The sequence below is a fragment of the Kibdelosporangium persicum genome (assembly GCF_013280595.1).
Classification (GTDB): domain Bacteria; phylum Actinomycetota; class Actinomycetes; order Mycobacteriales; family Pseudonocardiaceae; genus Kibdelosporangium; species Kibdelosporangium persicum.
Window position 1 is genome coordinate 169666 of record NZ_JAAATY010000005.1, and the last position, 25402, is coordinate 195067.

General features: G+C 68.2%; 21 protein-coding genes. 12 read left to right on the forward strand and 9 right to left on the reverse strand.

Annotated elements, in window-relative coordinates; translation table 11 throughout:
* The first annotated feature begins 24 nt into the window (after positions 1–24).
* A complete protein-coding gene (locus tag GC106_RS11725; protein WP_173128256.1) occupies positions 25–1785 on the forward strand; it encodes an alkaline phosphatase D family protein in 1761 nt (586 codons plus the stop codon).
* On the opposite strand, the gene GC106_RS11730 is transcribed toward GC106_RS11725, so the two are convergent.
* Positions 1736–2167 (reverse strand): hypothetical protein, encoded by a 432-nt coding sequence (locus tag GC106_RS11730; RefSeq protein WP_173128258.1) that lies wholly within the window; start codon positions 2165–2167, stop codon positions 1736–1738. The genes GC106_RS11725 and GC106_RS11730 overlap by 50 nt on opposite strands.
* Positions 2164–3291 (reverse strand): VanZ family protein, encoded by a 1128-nt coding sequence (locus GC106_RS11735; RefSeq protein ID WP_173128261.1) that lies wholly within the window; start codon positions 3289–3291, stop codon positions 2164–2166. The genes GC106_RS11730 and GC106_RS11735 overlap by 4 nt, the downstream gene beginning before the upstream one ends.
* A gap of 207 nt (positions 3292–3498) precedes the next feature.
* On the opposite strand from GC106_RS11735, the gene GC106_RS11740 reads away from it, so the two are divergent.
* The gene (locus tag GC106_RS11740; RefSeq protein ID WP_173128264.1) at positions 3499–6501 is read left to right on the forward strand and encodes a discoidin domain-containing protein; all 3003 of its coding nucleotides are present in this window, start codon (positions 3499–3501) and stop codon (positions 6499–6501) included.
* A 1-nt stretch (position 6502) separates the two neighbouring features.
* Here the strand turns inward: GC106_RS11740 and GC106_RS11745 are convergent, their stop codons facing one another.
* On the reverse strand, positions 6503–7027 hold the full coding sequence (locus GC106_RS11745; RefSeq protein WP_173128267.1) for an AMIN-like domain-containing (lipo)protein: 525 nt from the start codon (positions 7025–7027) through the stop codon (positions 6503–6505).
* Between the two features lie 115 nt (positions 7028–7142).
* On the opposite strand from GC106_RS11745, the gene GC106_RS11750 reads away from it, so the two are divergent.
* Together GC106_RS11750 and GC106_RS11755 are read left to right on the forward strand one after the other, a co-directional pair.
* On the forward strand, positions 7143–7595 hold the full coding sequence (locus GC106_RS11750) for a GNAT family N-acetyltransferase (RefSeq protein WP_173128270.1): 453 nt from the start codon (positions 7143–7145) through the stop codon (positions 7593–7595).
* Positions 7596–7990: 395 nt separating this feature from the next.
* Complete coding sequence (locus tag GC106_RS11755) at positions 7991–8392, forward strand: winged helix-turn-helix transcriptional regulator (RefSeq protein ID WP_173128271.1); 402 nt, start codon at positions 7991–7993, stop codon at positions 8390–8392.
* Here GC106_RS11755 and GC106_RS11760 read toward each other — a convergent pair.
* Together GC106_RS11760 and GC106_RS11765 are read right to left on the reverse strand one after the other, a co-directional pair.
* Positions 8331–9629: a diguanylate cyclase gene (locus tag GC106_RS11760; protein ID WP_173128273.1), complete on the reverse strand. Its 1299-nt coding sequence runs from the start codon at positions 9627–9629 to the stop codon at positions 8331–8333. The genes GC106_RS11755 and GC106_RS11760 overlap by 62 nt on opposite strands.
* A gap of 201 nt (positions 9630–9830) precedes the next feature.
* Positions 9831–11018, reverse strand: coding sequence for an MFS transporter (locus tag GC106_RS11765; protein WP_173128275.1), 1188 nt, complete (start codon positions 11016–11018; stop codon positions 9831–9833).
* Positions 11019–11250: 232 nt separating this feature from the next.
* Here GC106_RS11765 and GC106_RS11770 point away from each other — a divergent pair, with 232 nt between their 5' ends.
* The gene (locus tag GC106_RS11770) at positions 11251–11634 is read left to right on the forward strand and encodes a hypothetical protein (protein ID WP_173128277.1); all 384 of its coding nucleotides are present in this window, start codon (positions 11251–11253) and stop codon (positions 11632–11634) included.
* Between the two features lie 83 nt (positions 11635–11717).
* Complete coding sequence (locus GC106_RS11775; RefSeq protein WP_173128279.1) at positions 11718–12725, forward strand: hydroxyacid dehydrogenase; 1008 nt, start codon at positions 11718–11720, stop codon at positions 12723–12725.
* 113 nt (positions 12726–12838) lie between these two features.
* Here GC106_RS11775 and GC106_RS11780 read toward each other — a convergent pair whose 3' ends face one another.
* Complete coding sequence (locus tag GC106_RS11780; RefSeq protein WP_173128281.1) at positions 12839–12991, reverse strand: hypothetical protein; 153 nt, start codon at positions 12989–12991, stop codon at positions 12839–12841.
* Between the two features lie 96 nt (positions 12992–13087).
* On the opposite strand from GC106_RS11780, the gene GC106_RS11785 reads away from it, so the two are divergent.
* On the forward strand, positions 13088–14248 hold the full coding sequence (locus GC106_RS11785) for a GAF domain-containing sensor histidine kinase (RefSeq protein ID WP_173128283.1): 1161 nt from the start codon (positions 13088–13090) through the stop codon (positions 14246–14248).
* Here the strand turns inward: GC106_RS11785 and GC106_RS11790 are convergent, their stop codons facing one another.
* Positions 14249–14890, reverse strand: coding sequence for a response regulator (locus tag GC106_RS11790; RefSeq protein WP_173128286.1), 642 nt, complete (start codon positions 14888–14890; stop codon positions 14249–14251). It lies immediately after the preceding gene.
* Between the two features lie 212 nt (positions 14891–15102).
* Between GC106_RS11790 and GC106_RS11795 the strand changes: the two genes are divergently transcribed.
* Positions 15103–15507 carry a pyridoxamine 5'-phosphate oxidase family protein gene (locus GC106_RS11795; RefSeq protein WP_217280389.1) on the forward strand — a complete coding sequence of 135 codons (405 nt, stop codon included), beginning with the start codon at positions 15103–15105 and terminating at the stop codon, positions 15505–15507.
* Positions 15508–15524: 17 nt separating this feature from the next.
* Here the strand turns inward: GC106_RS11795 and GC106_RS11800 are convergent, their stop codons facing one another.
* Positions 15525–16109, reverse strand: a complete 585-nt coding sequence (locus tag GC106_RS11800; protein ID WP_173128292.1) for a TetR/AcrR family transcriptional regulator — start codon at positions 16107–16109, stop codon at positions 15525–15527.
* 115 nt (positions 16110–16224) lie between these two features.
* On the opposite strand from GC106_RS11800, the gene GC106_RS11805 reads away from it, so the two are divergent.
* The 4 genes from GC106_RS11805 (at position 16225) to GC106_RS11820 (ending at position 22133) form a co-directional block, all read left to right on the forward strand.
* Positions 16225–17793 carry an FAD-dependent monooxygenase gene (locus GC106_RS11805; protein WP_173128295.1) on the forward strand — a complete coding sequence of 523 codons (1569 nt, stop codon included), beginning with the start codon at positions 16225–16227 and terminating at the stop codon, positions 17791–17793.
* A 119-nt stretch (positions 17794–17912) separates the two neighbouring features.
* Positions 17913–19442, forward strand: coding sequence for an alkaline phosphatase D family protein (locus tag GC106_RS11810; protein ID WP_217280390.1), 1530 nt, complete (start codon positions 17913–17915; stop codon positions 19440–19442).
* On the forward strand, positions 19439–21244 hold the full coding sequence (locus GC106_RS11815) for a LamG-like jellyroll fold domain-containing protein (RefSeq protein WP_173128301.1): 1806 nt from the start codon (positions 19439–19441) through the stop codon (positions 21242–21244). The genes GC106_RS11810 and GC106_RS11815 overlap by 4 nt, the downstream gene beginning before the upstream one ends.
* A gap of 109 nt (positions 21245–21353) precedes the next feature.
* Positions 21354–22133 (forward strand): SGNH/GDSL hydrolase family protein, encoded by a 780-nt coding sequence (locus GC106_RS11820; RefSeq protein WP_173128304.1) that lies wholly within the window; start codon positions 21354–21356, stop codon positions 22131–22133.
* Between the two features lie 5 nt (positions 22134–22138).
* On the opposite strand, the gene GC106_RS11825 is transcribed toward GC106_RS11820, so the two are convergent.
* Entirely contained in the window at positions 22139–25204 is a 3066-nt protein-coding gene (locus tag GC106_RS11825; protein ID WP_173128307.1) for a LamG-like jellyroll fold domain-containing protein, read from the reverse strand.
* Positions 25205–25402: the final 198 nt, after the last annotated feature.

The following is a 25402-nucleotide window of genomic DNA, read 5'->3' on the forward strand; positions in this document are numbered from 1 at the left end:
CCATCCCTCAATAGGGTGACGCGCATGAACGCAACGCCCAGCCGCAGGTCGATTCTGAAAGGGGCGGCGCTCACCGCCGCCGCGATGGCCGGTTCCATCCGCGTTTTCGACTTCGAGGCCGCCGCCGCGCCCGCGTCCGACGGGATTTTCGGGTACGGCGTGGCCAGTGGCGATCCTCTGGGGGACGCCGTGGTGATCTGGACACGAGCGACACCGCCGTGCGAAGGCAGGCAGGTCGCCACGCCAGGCAGCGGTCTCGGCCGTCCGATGCTCGTGCGCTGGGAAGTGGCGCGCGACGAGACCTTCCGGCGTGTGGTCAAGCGCGGCACGGTGCTGACGTCCGCGGCTTCCGACCACACGGTGAAGGTGGACGTGACCGGCCTGCGGCCGTACACGCGCTACTTCTACCGATTCCACGCCGAGGGCGAGACCAGCCCGGTCGGCCGCACGCAGACCGCGCCGGACGACGGCGACCGTCTGCACGCGCTGCGGTTCGCCCTCGTGTCGTGCAGCAACTACACCGGCGGCTACTTCGCCGCGTACCGCGCTCTGGGGCAACGCACCGACCTGGACTTCGTCCTGCACGTCGGTGACTACTTCTACGAGTACGGCAACGGCGCGGACCGTTCCGGCCCGCCCGAGCTGATCGGTGTGCGGGACGGCATCCCGGAGACCGAGACCATCGACCTGACCGGGTACCGGCTGCGGCACGCCCTGCACAAGGCCGATCCCGATCTGGCGCTGGGGCACCGGCAGCACCCGTGGATCACGATCTTCGACGACCACGAGGTCGCCGACAACGCGTGGGAGGACGGCGCGTCCAACCACTCGCCCGACACCGAAGGCGCTTTCCTCAGCCGCCGCCGTGCGGCGTACCAGGCGTACCTGGAGTGGATGCCGTTCCGGCTGCCCGAGCAGCGGCGAGTACCGCACCAGGGCACGCGGTTCTTCCGCGACTTCAGCTTCGGTCCCCTCGGCAACCTGTCCGTGCTGGAGACCCGGCAGAACCGCACTGCGCAGGTGAACGTGCCGCCGTTCAGCACGAGTGGCGGCGGGTTCATCCCGATCGGCGCGCCCGAAGTCGAGGCACAGCTGAACGACCCGGCCAGGCAGTTGCTCGAACCGGAGCAGATGACGTGGCTGAAGAACTCGTCGCGCGGCAAGCCGTGGCACCTGATCGGCAACCAGGTGGTGCTCAGCCCGTTGATGATCCCCGGGCCGCTGCTGGACCTGCCACCGGAGCTGACGTTGATCAACTCCGACCAGTGGGACGGTTACCGTGCGCAGCAAGCGGACTTAGTCAGCCACATCGCGGCCCAGCAGAACAACGTGGTCGTGCTGACCGGCGACATCCACTCGTCGTGGGCGACCGACATCCCGTCGAAGGCCGCGCCTGACTACACGTCAGTCGGCGTCGAGTTCGTGTGCCCGTCCGTCACCAGCGACGGGTTCTACGAACTGGCCCGCGCCCGTGCCGGCGCAGGCACTCCAGCCGAAGTCGTGGTCGCCGCGACCCGCGCCATCACCGGCACGCTGACCACCCGTAACCCGTGGATCAAGTACTTGGACGGCATCGGCCACGGTTACGCGTTGATCGACGTGACGCCGGACCGCGTGCAGGCGGACTTCCACCACACGCCGATCCCGACCAGCGCGCAGCCCGACCCGCGCATCGTCCCGAGCGTGACCACGTCGTACTCGGCGAGCTGGCAAACCCTTGCCGGATCACGGAAAGTCAGTCCGGCAGCCGGTCCTGTCGGTCCACGGTCCGACGAACCAGCGTAAGCCGGAACAGCAGCAGCGCTGACATCAGTGCCAGCGCTGCTGCTGCCAGGTCCAGCCACCACACCCAGTTCAACCACACCAGCAGTTCACCCGCGTCGAACGGGACCAGACCGGCGTAGTCGGTGACAGGTTCGTAATCCGTGGACAACTCGGACACCACGATCAACGCCACCGGCGCCAGCAACGCGATCGCGGCCGGGATGTGGGCCGTCTTCCGCCTGACCGCGAGCAGCCCGAGCACAGCGCCCGCGATCAGCAAGAGCGGTAACGCTCCCATCGCGAACGGCACCATCGCGCCGTACGGAACCGACATGGCCGCGATGACGCCAACACCGACAGAAGCGAGCACCAAGGCGATCTGCGTCCAGAGCAACCACTTCATCGGGTGACCTTATCGGCGGTCCTCTTCCGGACGACGGCGACGTTGACGGTGTGGGTGAGCCGCTCGTAAGGCGCGGGATCGTGGCCGAAGAAAACCGCGAGCGGCGTCCAGATCACGACGACGAAGAAGGACGCCACGGCGCCGATCGGGATGAGCAGTTGCTCCGGGTTGGCGAAGACGTCCCAGTCGTCCACTGACAGGGCGAGCCAGAGCAACCACAAGGGAGACAGCAGGATTCCGTATCGGACAGCCAGCGAGACAGGTCCGGCGCGATGCCCGTTCGTCCGTTCGATCCGCAGGAGCATCGCACGCTTGCCCGGCGTCGAGCCGGTGAGCAACGGGACGAGCAGGAACCACACCGCGGCGAGGACGACGACGATCGGGCCTGCCGGTGTCCCACCGAAAAGCGTGATCAGGCCCAGGACAAAGGCGGTCATGGTGGCGAATCCGACGGCGTCGGCCACGAAGGCGAAGAGGCGGCGGCTTGGCGTGACGCGGGCAGCGTAGCGTTTGCGGTCACGTTCCGCCGCGAGATCGGGCAGCAGACGGCCGAGCGGGCCCGCGATCACCCAGCCGATCACCGCTCCGGCCGTGTTGAGGATCAGGTCGTCCACACTGAACAGCCGGTATGCGCAAGGGTAGACGAACCAGAGCCCGGTCAACTGCGTGAGCTCGAACAGCAACGACGTGCCGAAACTGATCGCCGTCGCCGCCAGGAACCGCATGTTCGCCATGTACCGCAGGAAAAAGCCGAGCGGCAGCAAGAGGACGACGTTCAGCGCCGTGCTCCACAGGGCGGGGTTGCGCATCATCGCACCGGGCGTCCAGCGACCTCGGGCCCGTTGGTCGACGACCTCGAGGAAGTAGAACGGCCGCAACTGCGGGGAACTGGCGTAGTTCTGGGTCGCGCAGTACCACGCGGGGTCGCGTGGCAACGGCATCACCGTCTGCATGGCCGCGGCCAGCAGGTAGAAGAGAAAACAGTAGAAGACGACCGTCGCCCAGCCGCCCGCACGGCCCCGGCGCCGGTAACTCACCACCGCCACCGGCAGCATCACGAGCAGGACGACGAGGGGGAACACAAGCAACGCCGTCTTGACCGGCAGCAGGAAGGTGGCGACCACGACGGATTGTTACCCAGCGGACACGCCATCCAAGCGCGGGACTTCGTGGTGGTGCCCCATGGCCGCGCGGCTCGGATGGGCCGCGAGGCTTGACTTCAGGACCGCTGGTCGGACAGGCTAGCTCTTGGAGAGCGCTCTCCCAGACTGCACCCCACGGCACCGGCCGGTGCCGGTCCCAGTCGCGCTCTCACCCTGCATGGAGCCTGTATGCGCCGAGTTCTCGGTTTGGCGCTCGCCGCTGTGTTGATGCTGTCGTTGGTCGTGACGGCACAAGCGGCGAGTGTTCTGCTGTCCCAAGGCAAAACGACAACGGCGTCGTCGGTCGAGAACGACGCCACCCCCGCCGCCGGCGCCACCGACGGCGATCCGGCGACCCGCTGGGCCAGCCAGTTCAGCGATCCGCAGTGGATCCAGGTCGACCTCGGCGGCAGTGCCAGGATCGACCGGATCACGCTCTCCTGGGAGGCCGCGTACGCCAGCGCCTTCCGGGTCCAGACGTCCGGCACCGGCTCGGCCTGGTCGGACATCTACAGCACGGCGAACGGCACCGGTGGCACGCAAACCCTTGCCGTGCAGGGAAACGGCCGGTACGTCCGGATTCTCGGCACGACCAGGGCCACCGCGTGGGGGTACTCCCTGTGGGAGTTCCAGGTCTTCGGCGAGCTGATCGCCGCTCCCCCGGCGGGACCGCCGATCTCCGAGTTCAAGCAGGTGACGGCCTCGTCCTGGGAGGGCGGCAACGCGCCCGCGGCCGCGTTGGACGGCCGGACCACGACCCGGTGGTCCAGCCAGTTCAGCGACGAGCAGTGGCTGCGCGTCGACCTCGGCGGACCGGCCACCGTCACCCAGGTCAAACTGGTCTGGGAAAGCGCGTACGCCAAGGGGTACCGGATCGAGACGTCCCCCGACGCCACGAACTGGACCCCCATCCACACCACCACGAACGGCACCGGCGGAACCGAGACGCTGACCGTCACCGGAACCGGCCGGTACATCCGGATGCTGGGCACCGCGCGGGCCACCGGCTACGGCTACTCGCTGTGGGAGTTCCAGGTCTTCGGCACCGTCGACACCACGACGACCAAGCCGCCGCTGCTGTCCCCGCCGACGAAGGCGCCCGGCAACACCGGCCGGTTCGCCCTGACGGCACCGGGCGACGGCGCCATGATCACGACCACTCGGCGGCCAACTCTGTCGTGGTCAGCGGTTCCCGGCGCGACCCGCTACCAGGTGTGGATCAACGTCAGTCGGGAGGACTACGACTTCGCGGCGCCCGGCAACCTGATCGACCTCTACACCAAGGTCGCCGAGCCCACCGGCACGAGCTACACGCCGACCTGGGACATCAGCGACCGCTGGACGTACAAGTGGTTCGTGGTGGCCAGCGACGGCAGCGCCTCGACCATCCGCCAGTTCAGCGTCTACGTGCCGACTCTGGAGACGGTGGCCGACGGCGTGCCGATCGTCGGCGGTGCCCGGGACCTCAACCGCAACGGCACGATCGAGCCCTACGAGGACTGGCGTCAGCCGGTCGAGAACAGGGTCACCGATCTGCTCGGCCGGATGACGGCCGAGGAGAAGGCCTACCAAATGTTCTACAACGCACAGGCCTTCCCACAGGCGGGCTGGCACTTCGGCCCTGCCGAGGCGCAGGACCTGCACACCATCCTGCTGGCGTCGTCCGGGACCCGGTTGGGCATCCCGTTCGTCTCGGCGGGCGACACGATCCACGGGTACAAGACGACGTATCCGACCCAGAGCGCGTTGGCAGCGGCCAGGAACTACCCACTCGACTACAAACTCGGCGACATGCAACGCCGTGAGCAACTCGAAGTCGGTACGCGCGGCGTGCTCGGACCGCTCGCCGAAGTCGGCACGAAGGTGCTCTACCCGCGCATCCAGGAAGGCAACGGCGAGAACGCCGAAGTCGCGGCGGCACAGGTCCGTGCGCTGGTGGCGGGTCTGCAGGGTGGGCCGGAGCTCAACCCGTCGTCGGTGCTGGCCACGGTCAAGCACTGGCCCGGCGAGGGCGCGGGCGGTGAGGCGTTGATCGTCTACGACGCGGTCACCATCAAGTACCACATGGTGCCGTTCCGCGCGGCGATGGAAGCCGGGGCGGTCAACATCATGCCCGGCTACGCGGGCAGTTCGTTCCTGGACCCGGGCGGTCCCGGCGCGGGCGACAGCGCGAAGATCCTGGCGTACCTGCGGCAGAACCTCGGTTTCACCGGGCTGATCACCACGGACTGGCTGCCGTCCGGTTCCTGGATCGGCGCGGCCAACGCGGGCTCCGACGTGATGGGCGGCGCCGACCCGGGCGCGGCCGGTTTCAGCATCGGCTCGTTCGTCGCCAACGTCCCCGCGGCCCGGATCAACGACGCCGTCCGTCGCGTGCTGCGCCTGAAGTTCCAGATGGGACTGTTCGAGAACCCCTATGGTGACCCGGTGAACGGCCCGTACCGGCTGCACACACCGGCGTACACCGCTCTGGCCAACCAGGCCTCACGGGAAGCCATGACGGTGTTGAAGGGAACCATGCCCCTGCGGCTGAGCCCTGGTGACAACATCGTGGTGGCCGGTCCCCGTGCGACGGACTCGAACGCCTGCTGCGTCTGGACAAGCTACTTCCACCAGGAGTACGGCTCGCTGAACATCCTGGACGCGATCAGGGCACGAGCGTCCCAAGCGGGCGTGAACGTCTATCAGGACACCGGTCCTTCGCCGAAGCTGGCGGTGGTCGCCGTCGGCGAGGCCTCGTACACCCATGGCACCAACTGGGTGAAGGAACAGCCGTATCTGCCGCCCGATCAGCTCGCGGTGATCCAGAACTTCCACCGGCAGGGCATTCCGGTGGTGGTCGCGCTGGTGATGCCACGGCCGTACGTGATCACCGAATGGCACGACCTGGCGAGCGCCATCGTGGTCACCTACCGCGGCGGCGAGGAGATGGGCCCGGCGTTGGCCAGCCTGTTGTTCGGCGACTACACGGCTCGCGGCAAACTGCCGTGGCAGCTGCCGCGAGCGCTGAGTGACGTGTTACGGCCAGGCGGCAGCGACATCCCCGCGGACGCGACCGAACACTGGGACCTGCCCTACGACCTCGGCGCGACCGCCGCGCAGCGCACCGAGATCAGAGCCCGGATCGACGCGGGCCGGCAACCGCCGAGCACGTACGGAAACCCGCTCTACCCGTACGGCGCGGGGCTCTGAATCACCAGGAGTGCGCGACGTCGACGACGACCCGGTCGGGCAAGGTGAGGACCCGGAACGGCAACCGGGCACGGACACCGAGCCCGACCGTGGTCGATCCCTCGAACGACCCGGCCCAGGCCAGCTGGCGGAACGTGGGGAACCCGGTGAGGTCGTTGAGCTCGTCGCGGTTCGGGTACGTGTACGTCGGCTGGCCGTTCTCGTCGTACGCGGGCCCGTGCGCCGTGACCGACAGGAACGCCCCGCCGCGCAGCGGAATCGGGTCGCCGGTCGGGTCCTCGGTCATCTGGTCCACATAGGTGACGTGGAAGCCGTCCACGGGCGCACGGAAGTCCAGCACGAGGCGGTCATAGCACTCGTGACTGCCGGATCGGACGTTCACCAGTTCCCCGGTCGTGGACGGCGGCGCGGACTTGGTGGCCGAACCCCACGTGATGCCGCAGGCCGCCTGCGTGGCGTTCGCCGCCGCGGGCATGAGCAAGGCGGCCACCGTGGTGATCAGTACAAGAAGCGTTCGTCGTGTCATCGTTCCTCCCCTCGGAGTGCCGGAATCCCGGCATGGGGATGACGGCCGGCGCACCGCCGGGTTGTCCTCCGTAGCGAGATCGATGCTTCACCGGATGACGAACTACAGTCACTTCATGATCCGTACAGCTGTCGAAGCGGACCGTGCGGCGGTCGAGGAGATCGTCCGGGACGCCTACACCAAGTGGATCACCGTGATCGGCGGCGAACCGGCCCCGATGAAGGCGGACTACGCGGCCCTGATCGAGGCGGGCCGGGTCTGGGTCCTCGACTCGCTGGACGCGCTCATCGTCCTGGTGGAGGAGCCCGGCGTGCTACTCATCGAGAACGTGGCCGTCCGGCCGTCGGCGCAGGGCAAGGGCCTCGGCCGGCGGCTGCTGGCCTTCGCCGAGGAGCGCACGCACGCCCTCGGCCGCACCGCGGTCCGGCTTTACACCAACGAGAAGATGACCACCAACATCGCGCTCTACCAGTCCCTCGGCTACCGGGAGACGGGCCGCGAGGAGATCAACGGCCGCCGAATCGTCCACTTGCGCAAGGATCTGCCGCACCGCACGGCACAACGGTGAACAGCCGAGCGGAGATCCGGAACAGAATGATCCCGGCTCCTCCGCAGCCGTCGCATTCCGGGCATTCAGCGCGCTGACCGGAAACAGACCCACCGTGCGTGTGAATTTGTCCGGGTGTTTTCCTTGGCGGACATTCCCGTGTTTTGCCCGCGGCGCCCGGTGATCAACGCGAAAGGTGGCGGCCATGACTCCAGATCCGCCGGTTCGCCTGATGCGCGGATGGCGCTCCTGGGATGGATCGAGTCATGGCCGCTGTGCCCCCCTTGCCCTCGCCCTCTTAGTTCCTACCCCGGTGGGGCCGTGTTACCGCAACGTGGGAGCCCGTGACACCTCGAGGTAACCCGGTCATCTTCACTCATTCGGAGGTACGCTGAAGGGCCGGAGGGAGTGGCGCGATGACAGGCGGCGGCAGCGGCAATGTGCCTTATCGGCAAAGCCTGCTCGACGCCATGGCGGTGCTCACCGGGCAATGGGTGCCCGCGGTACTCGCTTCATTGGCGCCGGGGCCATTGAACTTCACCGATTTGCTGACCGCGATCAACGCGGCCGAGGAACGGTCCGGCTGGGTCAACCACGTCCGGCCGTTGACCAGGAAAGTGCTCACCGAAACGCTGTCGAGGCTGCAACGGGACGGCATTGTGCAACGGCAGAACACGCCGGACGCGTTGTTCCAGCCGGTGTACTACGAACTCACGCCGATGGGCAGTTCGCTGCTCAGAGCGGTCCGGCCGTTGATCAAGTGGGCTCAGGACCACCAGGCCGAGCTGACGTCCGCTCGGCAGCGTCGCGGCCCCTAGCCTGCGGCCGGGAGACGACCACCTGGTCACGGCCCGCGTCCTTGGCGCCGAACGCGGCCAGGTCGGCGGCCAGCAGCAGCTGGTCGAGCCCGCCGCGGGTGGCCGGGTAGCAGGCCGCGCCGATCGACACGGTCAGGCCGGTGACCACGTCGTTGCCGTTCACCGGCACACGCAGCGTCCTGATCCGTTCGCAGATGCGCTCGCCGATCTCGATGATCTCCTTGTCGCCGACCTCGGGCAGGCCGACGACGAACTCCTCGCCGCCGAACCGGCCGGCCACGTCGTACCGGCGGATCTCCGCCCGCAGCGCGTTGGCGACCGCCTCGAGCGCCTGGTCACCGGCGAGGTGCCCGTAGCCGTCGTTGACCTGTTTGAAGTGGTCGAGGTCGATCATCAGCACGCCGAGGGACGTGCCCTCGCGTTTGGCCCGGTCGTACTCCTTGGTGATGACGGTGTGCCAGGCCGCGGCGTTGAGCAGGCCGGTCTTGGTGTCGGTCGCGGCGGCCTGCTCGAACTGGCGGATCAGCAGGCTGCGGTGCAGCACGTGCAACGCGGGGACGAACAGGGCGACCAGCAGTGGTTTCCACGCCAGCAGGATCGCGGCCAGCGCGCCGAGGCAGATCGTCGCGAACTCCAGCGCGTTCGCGTGCCAGCTGCCCAGAATCCGCACCGGTTTGAGCGTGCGCTCGGACAGGGCGATGGCGCCCGCGATCAGTCCGGTGTTCACCGCGGAGAACGCGGCGACGGCCAGCGGAATACCCCACAGCGCGGCGGGGAACTCCGCTTTCACGAGGCTTTCGGGCCCGAGCAGCTGCTGGATTCCGGTGGCCGCGTGGCAGGCGAGGACAATGGTGGCCGCGCTGAAGGTGAGCCGATAGGCGTGCACGCCGCGGACGCGATACCAGCTGCGAATCCACAGGTGCAGATACAGCGCCGCGACAACGGCCGCGGCGAGTCCGGGCGAGAGCACCAGCGCGGCGGCGACGGTCCAGATCGAGGTGAGATTGACGTGCGGGGTGTCGGAGAATCTCCGCCGCATACGCTCGACATGCCGGGATATCTCGCCGTTCACCAGGCCTAGCCCGATGATCGCCGCGGCCATGACAAGATCCCGCCCGGCAGGCGGATTGGTGACGAGCAACAACGCCGTGATGATGAGCGCGAGCACGTCGACGACAAGGACGTAACAGACGATATGTCGCGGGAGCGACCACAACGACCAGCTCGTGGGGCGCACGAGCCCTTTGTGCCGTCGGCCTCGAAAGCGGACCATAGTCACAACTTCTTCGTCACCTCCCGCCGATCGAACAGTGTATCTGCCCGGACACGAAACGTACTAGCAGTGGAACGGAGGTGACACCGATGCGCGGAAAGGACTGGTGAGCACTCAGCGTGCGCCTCGCGCTCGCCGGACGTCTGTCGTCGCGAGGCCGAAGCATCACCCCTGGCGGGCGCGAAGCCACGACACACCGACGAGAACGGCGAACGCCGCACCGGCGAGACCGGCCAGTGCGATGGCCGTGCTCGGGCTGACGGCGTCGGCCACCACACCGCCGAGTGCGATCGCGACACCCTGGGAAGCCTGGACACCCGCGCTGCCCAGACCGACCGCGGTCCCCTGGCAATGCTCGGGTATCCCTTTGACAAAAGCAGCCTGGGTCTCGATCAGATAGGCGGTCGACGCGGCCCCGGAAATCCCGAACAGGAGAACGGACACCGGCACGCCGGGCTGCAGCACGCAGAGCACGAGCGGAACCCCGGCGAGGACGGCGAACGGCACGAGCATGCGCTGCCTGGCGTACTCGGTCATCCGCCCGGACACCCATGCGCCGACCATGCTGCCCAGCGGGTCGGCCGCCATCAGCAACCCGACCGCGACCACACCGGCCGCGAGTTCGGCGGTATAGGGAGCCGCGAGCCCCTCGGGCACGACGAACAGGCCCACCATCCACGCCAGGGCGATCAGGCCACGCAACCGCGGGTCGCGCCAGATCATCCGCCCGACCGCGCCTGTGCCATCCCGCTCGTCTCCCGCCACGACAGGACGGCTGGTCACCGTGCGCCCCACGAGCGCCGCTGCGATGAGGAACGTCGCCGCGTTGAGCCCCAGCACGACATACGGACTGACCACCGTCAGGACCGCTCCCCCGGCCGCGAACCCCACGAGTTGCGCCAGCTGCGTACTGATCGTGCGGATGGCCAGGCCACGGACGTAGTTCTCACCCAGCACCTGGTACATCAGGGAAAGCTGTGCGGCTTTGAACGGTCCCCCGGCGAACGACAGCAACGCGATGAGTACCCCAAGCACCGGTAGTGGCAACCCTGGCACAGCCATGCAGGCGGCGACGAGTCCCCGGCACAGGTCAATCGCGACGATCAACTCACGTCGCCTGAAGCGGTCGGCGAGGCTCGCGAGGAGAACACTGCCAAGCAGTGTCGGCAGGAACGTCATCGCGTAACTGAGCGTCGTCCACGTCGCCGATGCGGTCTCCCGGTAGACAAGGACCGCGACGGCGACTCGTGCCAACTGGTCTCCGCCGACCGAGAGCAGTTCGGCCAGCCACAACCCCCGGAACTCCCGCACACGCAGGACGGCCGTCAGCCGGACCCCACTGTCACCCCGCACAGTTGCGAACAATAAACGGCACACCGTGTCCCGTCGACTACCTACGGTGATACGCCTAGGTCGTGTTTCGAATGTCCCGGTCGATGAGAGTCGGGATCGGGGCGGTTCCTGGCGTCGCCGCGGGATCGCCGCGAATACTGGTTGTCTTTGGGCGGTCCCGCGGTGGCGTCAGGGGCCGCATCCGGCCCGGCTATCGCGATCGGGCATTTGAAACACGACCCAGCCTTCTGGCATGGATCTGGGGTGTGAGCAGTGCTACGGCGAGGACGCCGAGGCGGTGCTGGAGTACTGCGTCAAGAATCTGGAGACGACCCGGTCGATCGTGTCCGATTCGCACTTCATCGTCTCGCTGCGGCGGTGTCCCGAGTGCGGTCAGCAGTTCGTGACGATCTTCACCGAGTTCGTCGACTGGCGTGGCGGTGACGACGCGCAGTACTTCGACATCGTGCCGGTCACGCCCGTCGAGGCCAAGTACATCGTCGACGCCAAGGACCTCGTCGAGGACCTCGGCGCGCTCGGTCACCGGCGCAGGCACGTCTCCAAGGACTGGCCGACCGGTGGCACCAAGCGGATCACGTGGAAATACGGTCCCTTCACCGTCGAGGAAGGTCACTAGGCCGTCGCCCAGCCGGATCGTGATGTCCGGATTGTTCGAACCGTTGCCGTGACTCAGCGTGACTCATAGGCCACGATGTCCGTATGCCTACTGATCGTCCGTACGCCGCGTTGGCGATGTCGCCGCAAGCCGCTGCCGCTGTGTTCGACAGGGGTGCGATGGCGGCCTTGAGGAAGGTTTGTGAGGTGGCGCCGTCGCCCGTGCTCGACGACTTCGGCACGCCGCGGGCGAGGGAGGTGCTGGCGAGAGTCGACGTCCTCGTGACGGGATGGGGCTGCCCGCCGGTCGACGAAGCGGTCCTTCAGGCGGCGCCGAGGCTCAAGGCCATCGTGCACACCGCGGGATCGGTGCGCGGGCACGTCACGGACGCCTGCTGGGCACGCGGGATCGAGGTCACCTCCGCGGCTGCGGCGAACGCCCTGCCGGTAGCCGAGTACACCGTGGCGATGATCCTGCTCAGTGGCAAGCGCGTGCTGGAACGGGCCATGGACTATCGGGAGAAGCGCAGGCCCGAGCCGTCCTTGAGCACACCGAAGGACGTGGGCAACTTCGGCCGGACGGTCGGCATTCTCTCCGCTTCCCTGATCGGGCGGCGGGTGGCCGAGTTGCTCAGACCGTACGACCTGAGGTTGCTGCTGCACGACCCGTCCCTGAGTGAAGAAGAGGCCGCGGTCCTCGGTGTGCAGCCGGTCGGGTTGAGGGAGTTGTTCACGCGCAGCGATGTGGTCACCGTCCACACTCCGCTGTTACCCGACACGCGCGGAGTGGTCAGCCGCGAGCTGCTGGGCATGATGCGGCCCGATTCCGTGCTCATCAACACTTCCCGTGGCGCCGTGGTCGATCAGGACGCCCTCGTCCAGGAGGCGGGCAGGATCCGGGTCATCCTGGACGTCACCGATCCCGAGGTCCTGCCGCCGGACCACCCGTTGTGGGACAACAGCGATGTACTGATCACCCCGAACCTCGCCGGTTCACAGGGCAACGAGTTCGGCAGGCTCGCCAACACCGCCATCGCCGAGCTCGACCGGTGGGTGTCCGGCGCGGGCTTCGCGCATCCGGTACGCAAGGACAGGCTGGGGTTCCTGGCGTGAACAGCGCGCGGCGATCCACTTCGGACGGTCGTGGCCGTTCGCTTCGGCGGAGGTGCCACAACAGGCCAGGGGCCACGCACACCCCTGGCACACGGCCGATCCGCCCCGCGGGCTCAGCGTTGTTGTCTGGTCGGTGCCGGCTCCGGCGGCGGCTCGGGCGCGCCCGCCGTGGACCGACAGGTCAGCAACGCGAACAGGATGAACGAGAGCAGCAGCACCGTGGCCAGCAGGCGGACCAGTGTGCCGAATCTGATTGCCACCATCATGGGAGTCCCTCCTCGAATGTGACTGGCACATCCCTGAAAGGCACCACTCTCGTCCACCCGGGACGTGGCCGACAGAGTCCAACTACTCTGGGTGGCGTGGGCCAGAAGACACCGCACGAGTACACCCGGCTGCTGGAGGAGTCGAGGCGGCGGGAGGCCTGGCTGCGCGCGTCCAATGAGATCACCGCGACCTTGTTGGCGGGCAACGGATCCGAGCTGGAACTGGTCACCCACCGGGCCCGCGAGGTGGCGGGCGCGCCGCTGGCCGCTCTGGCCCTGCCGGACGAGCACGCCCCGGGAACGCTGTTCTTCCCTGTGGTCGAAGGCGCCGAGCACCTGGCGGGCACGTCGATCACCATCGAGGGCACCGCGTCCGGTCTGGTCTTCAGCTCCGGTCAGCCGCTGCTGATCGACAACTACGGTGACGCGGCCGCGGCCTGGCAGGGCGACAGCGGCTCGGTGGCTCCGTCGGAACTGAAGCCGCTCGGGTCGGCCGCGATCGTCCCGCTCACCGCGGGCACCGAGACCCTCGGTGTGCTGTTGCTGTGCCGCCTGCGTACGGAGCCGCTGTTCGGCCAGGCCGATCTGGACCTGCTGAACTCCTTCGCCGCACACGCCGCGCTGGCGTTGCAGTACGCCGCCGCGCGGGCCGACCAGCAGCGGCTCGTGGTGCTGGAGGACCGCGACCGGATCGCCAGGGACCTGCACGACCTGGTCATCCAGCGGATCTTCGCGACCGGCATGGCGCTGGAGGCTGCCGCGTCGGTCATCGCCGCCGACCCCGGGGACGCCGCGGCCCGCATCCGGTCGGCCGTCGACGATCTGGACGAAACGATCCAGGAGATCCGGACGACGGTGTTCGCGCTACAGCACCCACCGGTGGAGAGCCTGCGGTCACTGGTCCTGACCGTGGCGGGGACGGCGGAGGCCACGCTGGGGTTCAAGCCGTCGGTCCGGTTCCTGGGCCCGGTGGACACGTCAGTCCCCGGCAACGTCTGCGACCAGATGCTTCCGGTGCTGCGCGAGGCTTTGTCCAATGTGGTCAGACACGCGCACGCGACCTCGGTGACGATCGAGGTCACCGCCGGCGACGAGCTGTCCCTGCGCGTGATCGACAACGGCATCGGGGTACCGGCGGGCGGGCGCCGCAGCGGGCTGAACAACATGGCCGTGCGCGCCCGGCGGCTGGGTGGCTCGTTCACCCTCACTCCGGCGAACCCGGGAACCGAACTGCGGTGGAATGTCCCGCTGGACTGACTACGGGCGGCGGCGGTTCTGCCGCAGTTCCGTGGCCAGCACGGCGGCCTGCGTGCGGCGTCGCATGCCGAGTTTGGCGAGCAGGTTCGACACGTAGTTCTTCACGGTCTTCTCCGCCAGGAACAGCCGCTCGGCGATCTGCCGGTTGGTCAGCCCCTCGCCGATCAGCTCGAGCACCTTGCGCTCCTGCTCTGTGAGGTCGGCAAGTTTGTCGGTCGGGCCCCGGCGCAGCCGCGTCAGCACCTGCGTGGTCGCTGTGGCGTCGAGCAGCGTGCCGCCCTGCGCCACCGTCCGGATGGCCCTGACCAGATCGCCGCCACGCACTTCCTTGAGCACGTAGCCCGCGGCGCCTGCCATGACCGACTCGAACAAGGCCTCGTCGTCGGAGTACGAGGTCAGCATCAGGCACCTCAGATCGGGCATTTCGGCCCGCAGGTCACGGCACACCTGGACGCCGTCGCCATCGGGCAGGCGGACGTCCAGCACGGCCACATCCGGGTTCAGCGCGGGCACCGCCGCCAGCGCCTCCGCCACGGTCGACGCCTCGCCGACCACGCTGATATCCGGATTGGTACCGAGCAGGGCGGCCACACCCTTGCGAACGACTTCGTGGTCGTCGAGCAGGAAGACCCGGATTGTCACCCGCCCACGGTAGTAGCCGGGGCTGGGCCGGCGGAACCACGTTTGTCACGCGTCCGGGCGAAGCCCCGGACATGTCGGAGACAACACGGCAGCGCCGGGGGCGATTAGGGACTTTCGACTCGGTTGCCACGTCGATCGACCAGGCAGGATCGGGCCCAGCCGGCTTCTGGTGCCGGGTTCACCCAGGGGAAGGATGGGAGGGGTTGCGTCACGTGGACTCCGCGGGACTGGAACTGCTCTCGGGGCCGGAGTGCCTCCGTCTGCTGGCCAAGGTCCCGATCGGCCGGGTGGTCTACACCGACCGCGCGCTGCCTGCCGTGCAGCCGGTCACCTTCGCGCTGCACGAGCGCTCGGTGATCATCAGGACGGCGGCGCACACCCGGCTGGCCCTCGCGGCCGCCGGGAAGGTCGTCGCCTTCGAGGCCGACGAGTTCACCGAGGACCGTGTCCGAAGTGGATGGAGCGTCGTCGCGATCGGGCACGCTATGAAGGTCGCCGACCCCGCGGAAGTGGAGGTGGTCCGGCAGTTGGGCCTACGCCCGTGGAATCCGGACGCCGAGGATTTCTACCTGCGTATCTCCGTGGAGGTCGTCTCCGGCCGGCGGCTGCCCTGGTGAGTGCCCGCCGACGCCGGTCAGCACGCGCCGGACAGTCCGTGTTCCAGCAGGTCGAAGATGGCGTCGAGGGCGGCGCGCGGGTCGGGCTCAGCGCCGACGAACTGAGGGATCTCCAGCACATAGCGCGCAATGGCACGCACGGTGATGTCGTCGGCGGGGCGGCCGAGTTCCGCGGCGATCACCTCGGCGAGCGGCCCCTCACAGCGGATCCAGAGCTTGCGTGAATAGTCCCGCAACGCCGGGGTGTTCATGATCAGCGCGGTCTTGCTCGCGAACTCGGGAGCCGGGTCGGCGGCGAACGGGCCGCGACCGGCCATGAACTGTCGCAAGGCGGCCATCACCGACTGCCCTGCCGGACGCTCGCGCACTGCGGCGAGCAAGCTCTCCCGGCGTTCGGTGCCGTCGTCGAAGATCAACGACTCCTTGCCGTCGGGCGCGTGCTTGAACACCGTCGGCACGGAGATGTCCACGGCGTCGGCGATCTCCTTGACGCTGACCTGGTCGTATCCCCGCTCCAGGAACAGCCGCAGCGCGGCACGGGCCAACGCCTGCCTGGTCTGGACGTTCTTGCGTTCGCGGCGGCCGACGGGCAAGGAACTCACGACGTCACCCTAACACCACCGCTTACTGGATTAAAATCTTAAGTCGCTTGTAGTTTTTACTCAGTTGTGTTTTTCTGGAGGCGCGACCACCCGCCTGCCGAAAGAGCCGATCACCATGACAAGCGAAGACGAACCGATTCCCGTCCTGATCGTCGGCGGCAGCCTCGTGGGGCTGTCCGCCGCCGTGTTCCTGGCCTGGCGCGGCGTCCCCACCGTTGTGGTGGAAAAACACGCGGGCAGCTCGCTTCACCCCAGGGCCATCGGCTACACGACCAGGACGGTGGAACTGTTCCGAGCGGCGGGCATCGAGTTGCCGCCGGCACGGCACGAAGGGCCGCCACGCCGAGCACGGGTGGAAAGCCTGGCCGGCCACTGGCACGAGGAATACCCCTGGACGCCGGGCAACCGTGCGGCGACAGCCGGACATTCGCCGGTGCGGGGGACCGCCATCGCACAGGACCGGCTGGAGCCCATCCTGCGTGAGCGGGCCGTCGAACTCGGGGCCGATCTGCGGCCGGACACCGAGCTGACCGGGTTCACCCAGGACGACGACTGCGTGACCGCGACACTCAGCGTCCGCGGCGGGCAGGAGTACCGTCTTCGCGCGCGGTACCTGGTGGCTGCCGACGGCGCTCGCAGCTTCGTGCGGGAGAAGCTGGGAATCGGGCGCGACGGGCGAGGCGTGTTGTCCGTGCAGCGCAGTATCCTGTTCCGCGCCCCTCTTGAGCAGTACCTCGACCAGGGCGTTGTGCAGTTCGAGATCGAGCAACCGGACCTGAAGGCGTTTCTCACCACCTATTCCGACGGGCGGTGGGTGCTGATGGTGGCCGACGACGTCGACCTCGACGAACGGCAGCAGTACACGCTCGTGCGACAGGCGACCGGACTGCCGGATCTACCGGTCGAGCTCATCACCACCGGACGCTGGGAGCTGGCCGCGTCGATCGCGGACCGATTCTCCTCCGGCAGGGTGTTCCTCGCCGGCGACGCCGCGCACCAGCTTCCGCCCAACCGCGGTGGATACGGCGCCAACACCGGCATCGAGGACGCGCACAACGTCGCCTGGAAGCTCGCGGCCGTCCTTTCCGGACAGTCCACACCAGACCTTCTGGACAGCTACGACGCCGAACGCCGACCCGTCGCCTGGTTGCGGCACGAGCAGATCTTCGCCCGCGCCGACTACAAGGCGCACATCCGGACCCCGACGTCCGATGTCCAGATCATCGACGAGCAAGCCATGGAACTCGGCCAGATCTACCGTTCCGCCGCCGTGCTCGGTGCGTCCGGCGAACTGCCACCCGCGCGGCGCCCGGAGCTCTGGGCCGGACAGCCCGGAACCCGCGCGCCGCACGTTCGTGTGCGCGCCAACGGCGCCGAGCGATCCATGTTGGACCTGTTCGGGCACGACTGGGTGCTCCTGTCACAGGACGGCGAATGGTCGGCCGCTCTCGCGCACGCCACCGCCGAACTGGGCCTGGCCGCCACGTTCGTGCACATCGGCACCGACGCCGACCCGCTGGAACCGGACGCGTTCCGCGACGCGTACGGCGTCGCCGACGACGGCGCCACACTGGTCCGCCCGGACGGCTACATCGCCTGGCGAACTCGCACCGCTCCGGCCGATCCCGCCGCCGCGCTCACGGACGCCCTCGGCACCGTCGCCCACGCGGCCGGGAACCGGTGAACGCCGTGGTGGTCACGGGCCGGCGGGGTCACCACGCCGCAGCCTGATGACCGCCGTCCTTCTGAGAACGGACGTCGAAGGTTCATCTACCAGCAAGCAACACCGGCTAGACAGTGCCGGTGACCACATCACTCGCCCGGCGAAGATTCCTGGCCCTCGCCGGCGCCGCCGCCATCGCCCAGGTACCCGCGCATTCCGCCGCCGCTTCACCCAAGCCGGGTGGCTACCCGTTCACGCTCGGTGTCGCGAGCGGAGACCCCACGTCCACCGGGGTCGTCCTGTGGACGCGGCTCGTGCCCGAGCCGTTCCTGCCCGGCGGTGGCATGCCGCGTACCAAGGTTCCGGTGGAGTGGCAGGTCGCCACGGACGAGCGGTTCCGCCGGATCGTCGCGCACGGCACCGCGTGGGCACTGCCCGAACTGGCGCACTCGGTGCACGTCGAAGTCGACGGCCTCGCGCCGGACCGTGAGTGGTTCTACCGCTTCCGTTACCGCCAGGAGGTCTCCGCGACCGGCCGGACCCGGACCACGCCGCCGGAACACCGGCCCGGCGGGAAACTGGCGTTCGCCTTCGCGTCCTGTCAGGACTGGACCAGCGGTTACTACCCGTCGTACCAGCACATGGCTCGTGACGACCTCGATCTGGTCGTGCACCTGGGCGACTACGTCTACGAAGGCGGAATCCCGGCGGACGGTGGCTACCGGAAGACCAGCACACCGGACACGCTCCGCAAGGCGCCCCAGGACCTCGAACGCTGGCGGATGCAGTACGCCTTGTTCAAGAGCGACCTGGATCTGCAAGCCGCGCACGCCCGGTTCCCCTGGCTGGTCACCTGGGACGACCACGAGGTGAAGAACGACTACGCGGGCACGAAGCAGGAGCACGCCGGCGACATCACCGGCCTGCGTGCCGCGGCCTACCAGGCCTGGTACGAGCACCAGCCGGTCCGGCTGCGTTCGCACATCTACCGGCGGACGCACTGGGGCAGGCTCGTGCAGCTCGATCTGCTCGACGGGCGGCAGTACCGCAGTGTTCCGCCGTGCGGCTGGGGTGAGGCCGACGCGTGCACCGGTGGTTACGCCCCTGACGTCACCATGTTGGGCTTCCCTCAGGAGAAATGGCTCTACAGCGGACTGGCCGCCTCCAAGGCCCGCTGGAACATCCTGGGCAGCAACGTGATGGTGGGCAGGCTCGACCACGACGGCGCCAGTGGCGACAAGCTCTGGCACGACGCGTGGGACGGTTACCCCGCCGCGCGCAACCGCCTGACGGACGCCTGGGTCAACAGCCGGGTCAGCAATCCCGTTGTGGTGACCGGGGACTGGCACTCGACGTTCGTCAACGACATCCACAGGGACTTCGACCGGCCGGACTCCCCCGTTGTCGCGACCGAGTTCGTCGGCACGTCGATCTCGTCCAATGGGGACGGTCAGGTGTACGGCCCGTACTACGGCCCGATGATCAAGTACAACCCGCACATCAAGTTCTTCGACGGTGACCGCCGCGGCTACTTCCGTTGCGAGGTCCGCAACGACCGGATGACCGCGGATCTGCGCGTCGTCACCACCGTCAGCCGCAGGGACTCGCCTGAGTCCACCTATGCGTCCTTCGTAGTCGAGTCCGGCCGACCGGGAGCTGTTCAGAAATGACTGAGAACTTGGGTCGTCGCACCCTCTTGCAGGCCGCGTTCGCCGCGCCGGTGGTGGCTGGTCTGTCCACTTCGGAAGCCGCCGCCGACCAGAACCGGACCGGCACCCGGTTCACCATCGCGGTCATGCCGGACACCCAGTACCTGCTCGACGAGGGCGGCTCGGACCCGGAGCCGGTCCGCGAGAGCCTGCGCGCGCTGGTCCAGCGCCGCCGGGAGGCGAACATCGTCTTCCTCGCCCATCTCGGCGACGTGACCGAACACGGCACCGAACGGGAGATGCGCACCGCGGACGACGTCTTCCGGACCATCGACGGCGCCTTGCCCTACAGCGTGCTGGCGGGCAACCACGACGTGCCGGGCAGAACGGACGATCAGCGCGGGCCCACGCCCTACCTGTCCACCTTCGGCCCGCAGCGGTTCAGGCGGATGCGGACCTACGGCGGCTCCTCCCCCGACGGGTACAACAGCTTCCACACCATCTCGGCGGGCGGGCGGCAATGGCTGTTGCTCGCGTTGGACTGGCGGCTGTCAGCGGCCGGATTCCAGTGGGCGCAACAGGTTCTCGACCGGCACAAGAACCTGCCGACGATCCTGACCACTCATGAGCTGGTGACCGCCGACGGCGGATCGCAGGCCGTGCTGTCCCAGTACGGGCAAGGGCTGTGGGACAAGTTGATCCGCCGCAACGACCAGATCTTCCTGACGTTGAACGGGCACTACTGGCCGTCCGGCCGCACGACGCTGACCAACGACCACGGCAATCCCGTGCACCTGCACCTCACCAACTACCAGGACCGGTACTACGGTGGCGCGGGCATGATCCGGTTCTACACCTTCGACATGGTCCGCAACGTCATCGACGTCGAGACGTTCTCGCCATGGCTGCTCGGGCGCCGGGACCGCACGCCGTTGGAGACCGAGAACTCGGCGTTGACCGGCGACGCCGACCGGTTCAGCGTCGAGATCGACTTCCGGCGGCGATTCGCCGGCTTCGCCCCGCCGGTCCTGCCCCGGCCGCGCCCGGCGAGCGCGGTGCTGGTGCGCGGAACCGTGGCGTACTGGCGGTTCGACGCCGAAGGCCTGTCCGACGGCAAAGCCGTCAAGCCGGGCAGCGTCGCCCGTGACCTGACGGGCAACGGCAACGACCTGACCGTCCAATATCTACACTCAAGCACGCCGGATGTGCTGACGTGGTCGCAAGACCACCACGACAACCAGCCCGCACACGCCAGCCTGACGTTCGCAGGCGGCAAGCAACCCGACCGCGGCGCGATCCTGCGGGCCGGGAACACCGCCCCGATCAACAGCATGCGGTTCGAGTCCGGCTACACCATCGAGACGTTCATCAGGCTGCCCGCGCCCTTCGAGGGCGACCACGCGTTCATGGGCATCCTGAGCTGGGAAGGACGCAGCGGCGACGCGGGCAAGTCCAGCGGCTGGTCGCCGGAGGAGCCGACCTGCAGCCTGAACGTCTCCGGTGAACGGTTCCTGCAGTTCGTGGTCTATCCGGTGCCGGTCGACGACGACCCGACGTCGTGGAGTCACGCCATCCCGATCGGACGGTGGACGCACGTCGCGGTCGTCAACGACGGCAGGCGCACGGTGATGTACGTGGACGGCGCGAAGATCGCCCGTAACGCCGCCGCTGAATCGACCGGGATCAGCACGCTCGGCAAACCGTTCGTGATCGGGGCGACCCAGTTCGCGTTGCGGTACGGCCACGGGTTCTACGGTTCGGTCGGCGACACGCGGATCGTCGCCCGGGCGCTGCGGCCGGGCGAGTTCCTCACTCGGCAATAAGTCACGAACAACACGGACAGCAGTCGAGACGTTCACCTGTTCGGTCCATTGAGGAATCGGCCGGGGACGGCGACGCTGGGAGTCCCTGCATCGACGCCTGGAGGGTCCCATGCGCCGGTTATCCCTGCTGTCCGTGCTGACCGCGCTTTTGGGCCTGGTCGGCGTTCATACCGCGGAAGCCGCCGAGGGCGCGTACAGCGCCCTCGGCGACTCGTATTCGTCCGGGGTCGGCTCACGTAGCTACTACTCCGACAGCGGTTCCTGCCTGCGTTCTCCCTATGCCTACCCTGCGCTCGTCGCACAGCGGACCAGTTCGACGTTGACGTTCGCGGCGTGCTCGGGCGCGCGGATCGCCGACGTCCAGAACAACCAACTCGGCAGCCTCAACTCCGGCACCACGTATGTAACGGTGTCAGCGGGCGGGAACGACGCCGGGTTCAGCTCCGTCATCACGCAGTGCGCCAAACCGTGGCCATACACCTGCACCACGGAAATCACCAACGCGAACAACACCATCCGCACCACGATCCCGGGCCGGCTCGACAGCCTCTACAGCGCGATTCGCGCCAAGGCACCGAACGCGCGGGTGATCGTGGTCGGCTATCCGCGGATCTTCAACGGCGAGGAGTGCAACGCGCTGGCCAGGATCAGCCCCGGCGAGCAGGCCGAGCTGAACAAGAGCGCGGACCTGCTCGCCGGCGTGATCTCCGCACGGGCCGCCGCACACGGCTTCACCTTCGTCGACCCGCGTTCCTCGTTCACGGGTCATGCCGTGTGCGACGACACCGAGTGGCTCAACGGACTGTCCAACCCGATCGAGGAGTCCTACCACCCCAACCGGACCGGCCAGTCCGCCGGCTACACCCCGCTGGTGTCAGCGAGGATGTGACTTGACTACGACGCGGCGTTGAACGGCAGGTGAGCCGCCAGCGCCGCGCCGCGGTGGATCTGGAACTCGTCCAGTGTCCCGGTGAGACGGTTGGTCCCGTCGGGTTTGGACCCCAACCGGAATCCGTCGACCGCGAACGTGTCACCGTACGTCGCCGAACCGCTGACCGTCGTGCTTCCCAAGCGGACGCCGTCCACGGTCAGTGACAGAACCCCGGCCTCCCGCGAAGCCTCGACAAAATGCCAGGCGCCGTCGTTGAATCCGGCGGCGGCGGAGGCGTCCACGGCCGCGGTTTCGAAAGCACCGGTGTCCGTCTGCAGGTACACCAGTAGCCGGTCCTTGCTTGGCTGACCGCGCATCCACAGACCTCGTTCGGTCGCGCCCGAACCGTACGCCCAGAACACCACCTGGTCCGCGGTTCCGGTGTACCGCAGCCAGGTCGACACCTTGAAGTCCTTGTCGCCCAAAGCGACAGTCGGCTTGTACGGCATGTAGACGACGTCGTCCACACCGTCGAACTGGACCGCGTTTCCGGCCTTTCCGGCGACCACGGCCGGAGTTCCGGACACGGCCGCGTGCGCGCAGTGCACGGAGGCGTCAGAGGTCTGCGGCCCGGTGATCGGCTGGACGACGTCATGTGCCTGCGTGTACTGGCCTTCGAACGTCCACCACAACGCGGGCAGTTCGGCGGGGAATCTTCCGGTGGCGGCCTGCGTGAGTTCGGCACCGGTCAACGCCCGCCGGTACAACCGGAAGTCGTCGAGCGCACCCTGCATCACGTCGGTTCCGTCCATCTTGGACCCGACCCGCAGGCCCTTGATGGCGTCGGCCTGATCGGCACTGACCGAGCCGGTCAGGCCCGTCGCCGTGGCGGGGGCACCGCCGTCGACACTCAGCTGTACCTGGTCCCCGGTCCGCGTCAACGCCATCAGGTGCCATTGGTTGTCACCGAATGCCACGCGGCTTGTGTTGTCCACCAACGGAACCGAGACTCGGCCGGTGTCCGTCTCCACCCAGGCGTACAGGCGGTCCTGGCTCGGCTGTGCCCGCACCCACACCGCCCGCTTACCGGAAGTGGTCCCGTAGGCCCACACCAACGCTTGGTTGGACGTGCCGGAATACCGGAACCACAACGCCATCGTGAAGTCACCGGAACCGAGGTCCAGCGTTGGGGAGAACGGTGTCTCGACGCCAGGATGCGAAGCGTTCACGGGCAGCGCGACGCTGTTGGACGCACGCCCCGCGACCGGCGACTGCTTGCCACCGAGCAGGCGACCGGCCGCGCAGTGCCCGGAGACGTCGTCGCTGATCGGCGCGGTGGCCCGGGCCGGGACCACGGCACCGTCCACGGTTTTGAAGGCCAGGTTCAGGCTCGGCACGCCCTGCCGGGTCAGCTGGAACTGCCCGATCCGGCCGGTGTACGCGTCGGAGCCGTCCAGCTTCGCGCCGAGCCGCAGACCGGTCACGCCCGTCGACACCGCGCCTGCCACACCAGTCCCCTGTGCGGTCAGGTCGTCGACCTTGAGGTCGACCCGGGAGCCGGTCCTGCTGAGCGTCAACTCGTGCCACGCCCCGTCGCCGAACGCGGCGCTCGCGCCGGGATCAGCCAACGTCACGTACGCGTGGCCGTCCTTGCCCTCGACCCACGCGGCGACCTGATCCTCGCCCGGCCGGACGCGGAGCCACACCTGCGGGACGTCGGCGCCGACCCCATATCCCCAGAACAACACCTGCTGCGGGCTCGTGGACGTCGCCGAGTACCGGAACCGTGTGCTGATGGTGAAATCGCCCGCACCCGGGTTGATCGTGCGTGTGTACGGAACCTCCGCGTAGTCGCCGTTGCCGTCCAGCAACAGCCCGTCGTTCAAGGTCGCGTTGCCCCGCAGGTACGCGTCGTTCGCCTCGAGTGTGCTGTCCGGCGTGGTGGGCCCGGCCGGTGTCGAAGGCTGCGGCGACGGCGTGCCGGGGGCGACGCCGGGCAGTCCGAGCTGGCCGGGTGTGAACCTGGTGAACCGGATCTCGTCCGCGGAGAAGGACACGCCACCCTCGTAGACGACACCGATCTCGCCCCCGGTGAGCTCCGCGAGGTCCGAGTAGCCCGAGCGCTCGGTGGTGACCAGCCCGTTCGACGCGCCCGACCACGTGGTGCCGCGGTCACGGGAATAGCGGATCTTCAGCTGTTCCCGGTCGTTCGGGTCGGACGGCCCGGAGAAGATCAGGACATCGCCCAACGCCAGGATCGACCCCTGCACGGTCGGCGACACCAGCGACGGAACCGGCGTGAACGCCGGGAAAGTGGTCCCGCCGTCCGTGCTCACGGCCTTGGCCCGGTGATGCCCGTCGTCGATCTCGTTGCGGGCGGCCGCGTACAGCGAACCATCGGGCAGTTCCGCGACCGCGATCTCACCGGGACTGACCTGACCGGCCACATAGGAATTGGGGACCTGGCTGGCGTGCCACGTCTCACCGTGGTCATCGCTGTACAGCACTCCCGCGAGGACGGTCGTCGGCGTCGGCTTCTGGTGCGCACCAACGATAAGGCGGCCGCTCCTCAGCTGGATGCCATGCGCGGGACCGGTGGCGAACCAGCCGTTGTTCGTGCCGTCGAAGGTCACCCCCAGCGGCCTCGGCGTGGTCCACGTGAGGCCGTCGTCCGAGCTCTGCTGGATCCACGGCAGGCGTTTGCCGGTCGGGGTGGCCTCGTTGGACGTGGTGACCAGGTTGATCTTCCCGGTTTGCCTGTCCACCACCGGAACCGCGTTGCCACGGGTGAACGGCGCGTCCGGATCGGCCGGCGAGCCCGACGTCACCACCCGGATCGGGCCCCACGTCCGGCCGTCGTTCGTGGACCGGCGGACCACGAGGTCGATGTCGCCGCGGTCGGCGCACGACGGCGACTTGCGGGCTTCGGCGAAGGCCAGCAGTGTTCCGGCGGTGGTCCTGGCCAGGACCGGGATCCGGAAGCACCCGTAGCCGGCCGTTCCACCGCGGTAGAGCACCTGCTGCACACCGACGAGCGCGGTGGACTGGCTGACTCCGCTCGCCGCGGCCGGCAGTGGGGCCGCCGACATCGGTGCTGCGAGAAGAAGAGCGCATGCGAGTGCCGCGAGTCTTCGAGACAAGATGATGTTCCCCTTGCTCCCCCCAGAACAACGCCATCCTAGCGTGGAACGCAACCACCCCCTCGTGAGTGTTTATCAGGGTTAGAACACGGATAAACGCTCACGAGGACCCGGACGACGTGGGCACGCCCGGATCTGGCATCTTCT